The 2,446-nt window shown below is 30.3% G+C and carries 3 protein-coding genes; all 3 read right to left on the bottom strand.

Going from position 1 to position 2,446, the window contains the following annotated elements:
* Positions 1-196: 196 nt before the first annotated feature.
* Positions 197-766, bottom strand: a complete 570-nt coding sequence (locus ABD730_RS13010; RefSeq protein ID WP_344715235.1) for a hypothetical protein — start codon at positions 764-766, stop codon at positions 197-199.
* A gap of 151 nt (positions 767-917) precedes the next feature.
* A complete protein-coding gene (locus ABD730_RS13015; protein WP_344715237.1) occupies positions 918-1,517 on the bottom strand; it encodes a hypothetical protein in 600 nt (199 codons plus the stop codon).
* A gap of 220 nt (positions 1,518-1,737) precedes the next feature.
* Positions 1,738-2,244: a hypothetical protein gene (locus ABD730_RS13020; protein WP_344715239.1), complete on the bottom strand. Its 507-nt coding sequence runs from the start codon at positions 2,242-2,244 to the stop codon at positions 1,738-1,740.
* Positions 2,245-2,446 lie beyond the last annotated feature (202 nt).

Genomic DNA, 2,446 nt, shown 5'->3' on the forward strand with positions numbered 1-2,446 from the left:
TTTTATAATTCATATATTGTTCATTTTCATTTTCCGCATTTTTGGGATATTGCGTACAACGTTTATGTATAAGAATAGTGCGGTTTTGTGTGCGAGGATTTTCCGCAGGAAAATCAGACGTAACAAAGGTGCACGGACTCTTGATTAAGCACTAAACTAAGCATTATTTTTATACGGTGTTGTAGCAAGTACTTTTTTAGTTTCTCAATTCAGCTAATTGTTTTCTGATATCTTCTCGTAAAATATTTTCAGCCGTTTTCTTATTCAGCAGTTTGTCATTCGGACTACTTTGAGTTTGATACCAATACCAAGTTTCTTGAAGAACAATAATGTTTTTTGGTAATTCTTTATAAACTTTTCTCCGACCTAAACTTCCTGATATTTTGAACTTGTCTTGATTATAAATCCGACTATTTCTTTGAGTTTTATTCGGAAAAGCAAAGTGTCCAGTATTGAAAACTACACCAAAGTTCTTTTCACGATTATAAACATCAAGTATTATTTCTTCTTCGTTTTCCAATTCGAATAATATATATTGTTTTGTTTCAAATCCGAGTTTTTCCAATTCGTCAATAATAATTGGAACAGCTTCGTGTCTTCGTAACCAATTCGTTGTCGTTTTTGTTGTTCCGCCAGAGTGAAAATATTCGTAATAATTTTCAGAGTTTATTTTCGGATTAGGACTTTCATTTGTTTGTGCTTTACAGGTCGTAAAAACCAAAATTAAAATTCCAAATGCTATAATTTTATGATATGTACTGTTCATTTTCGTATTTGCTACAACGTGTTTGTATATGGTTTGTTGCGTGGTTTAAGCAACTAATTTAGCAAATAAAAACCGAATAGAAAATCCGCGAGGATTTTCGTAAGTAGGCTAGAACTAGCAATAAATTATATACGGTGTTGCCCACAGTATTTTATTCCGTTTTCAAATATTTTTCGATTTCCGATTTCTTTTTTAAGTCAATTACTTCTTCACTTGCAAAATCTACCATTATCATATCATATTTTTCTCCGATAGCATTTAATCCATCAGCGATTTTCGTTTTTTGTATGTTTTTCCAATCGTAAGTTGAAAACCAAATATGTTCTATTTTGTTATTTTCTCCATCATAGAATATTGCACTTGAGTGACTTCCAAACGCTTTGGTTTTAGAATTTTCTATAATCTGAGGTTCTCCAATTCCAGCATAAGTCAGTTTTGGGTATTTTTTAATTCCGACAGAGTTTAATAATTCCACAAAATCATTTTCGTTAATTTCGAGTTGTTTAGTTTCAATTGGTTTTTCTTTAATCGCTGTAATTTCTGAAAATCCATTTCCGTCAGAATGTTTTTCCGCAAACTCCGATATTCTTCCAGTTTCATTTAGAGCATATTCCAAATTTTTAGAAGACATTATTTCAACCATTAAATAATCGTCTTCCCAAAGAAGCATCGAATTTTCATCCGATGAATTTTTTTGAGAGCAACTAATTCCAAATAGTGCTAAAATTCCCATTATTAACGGTTTTTTCATATTGTGGGCAACGTTTATGTATATGATTAGTGGCGTGGTTAAGCACCTAATTTAGCAAATAAAAACCAGATAGAAAGTCCGCGAGGACTTTCGTAAGCAAGCTAAAACTAGCCATTAATTATATACGGTGTTAGCAAAAGTATTTTTCTGTTTCATTAAAGTCTATTTGCGTTCAATTTATCGAATATCCATAAGTTCGGTTAAAAATGTTTTTATTCGTCTAACGATATTTAAATCCATATATCTCTTGTAATTTATGATTCATATAATTGTCAGACGGAAAAACTGTCAATTCAATGTTTTCGTTTTTTGACTTAATCCATTTCACGAATTCAATATAATTACTATATTCTATGGATAAAAATTTTAAGGATAAGTTCTTGTCTCCGTCGTTAAATTTTATTTCATTCAAAGTCGGACTTTTAGAAGCCTTTATATATTTCAATTCGGTTATGTCAGAGTAGTTGATATATTTTGTTTTTCCATTGAAACTATATTCAACAATTACTTGATTATCTTCAAATAGTATTGAAAACGCCCTTGCTTTTACATAATAAATTAAAAGCCCAACAAGGATAAATGTGACAGCTATTGCAATTATTTTATAGATAATATTCTCAACAGCGGAAAAAACTCCAAATCCAAAAACTAATAAAATTATGCAGGCTAAAATCCCTTGTGAAACTGAATTGGTTGTCGAACTGTATTTTGGTATATTGGTCTTCACGGACTTTTTTATATTTTTGCTAACGGTCTCGTATATGGTTTGTTGCGAGATTATAACTCTAAATTTAGTAAATAAAACTGAAAGGTAAAATTCCAACGGAATTTTTCTTGATGTACTATAAGTAGCAATGAACTATATACATCTTAAGTTTACAATTCATTAAATTTAAGGATAAATCAGAAAAGACAAAAGAGAGGAGTAA

The sequence above is a fragment of the Winogradskyella damuponensis genome, assembly GCF_039538385.1.
GTDB classification, from domain to species: domain Bacteria; phylum Bacteroidota; class Bacteroidia; order Flavobacteriales; family Flavobacteriaceae; genus Winogradskyella; species Winogradskyella damuponensis.